This is a genomic window from Bradyrhizobium sp. WSM4874 (assembly GCF_055811835.1).
Genome location: NZ_JBVVPR010000193.1, coordinates 1 through 587, shown reverse-complemented (window position 1 = coordinate 587; position 587 = coordinate 1). Strand labels below are relative to the sequence as shown.

Here is a 587-nt window from a genome sequence, read left to right as displayed (position 1 = left end):
GCCGTCCCGACGCGAAGGGGAGGGCAGGGGCCTGCCGATTGGCAGGTCGTGCACGCTGCCTTCCGCGCGATCGTCGATCAGATTCCGCGCACGGCGACGCGCCAGGAACTCGAGCCGATCGCCGACGAGTTGTCACAGCTCGCCGACGACGTGCTCAATCTTCTGGAAACACATATCAAATCCAAGAATCCGAGCGCCAATGAGTCCCATTCCGAGCGGCACATACAGAATTCAAATCCAGATACCCTCATTGAACTTGAACCTGTCTTCCGAGAAGGCAGGGCGGCGGGAGCTGCACCAAAGCCTCAACCATCGCGAGTCGGCGAGGGGGCGTATCCATTGGGAATGGTCCTGAGCGCGTGCCCAGACATCATCGATTATGCGAAGGGTGGAGTTTCGAACTGGCGCGATTTCCTCGCCACAGCGGCCGTTGTGCGATCGATGCTGGGGATCAGTCCGAGCGCCTGGGAGGAGGCGCAAAAGGTGATGGGCGAGGTGCCCGCAGCCATCGTCGTCGCGTGTATCCTGCAGCGCGGGACGGCGATCAATTCCGCTGGCGGTTATCTGCGCGGTCTGACGCGAAAAGC

General features: G+C 61.5%; 1 protein-coding gene. It reads left to right on the top strand.

Features of this window, described 5'->3' with window-relative positions:
- Positions 1-48: 48 nt before the first annotated feature.
- On the top strand, positions 49-587 hold a 539-nt coding region (gene repC / locus AC0L3P_RS39995; protein WP_473309461.1), incomplete at its 3' end, for a plasmid replication protein RepC.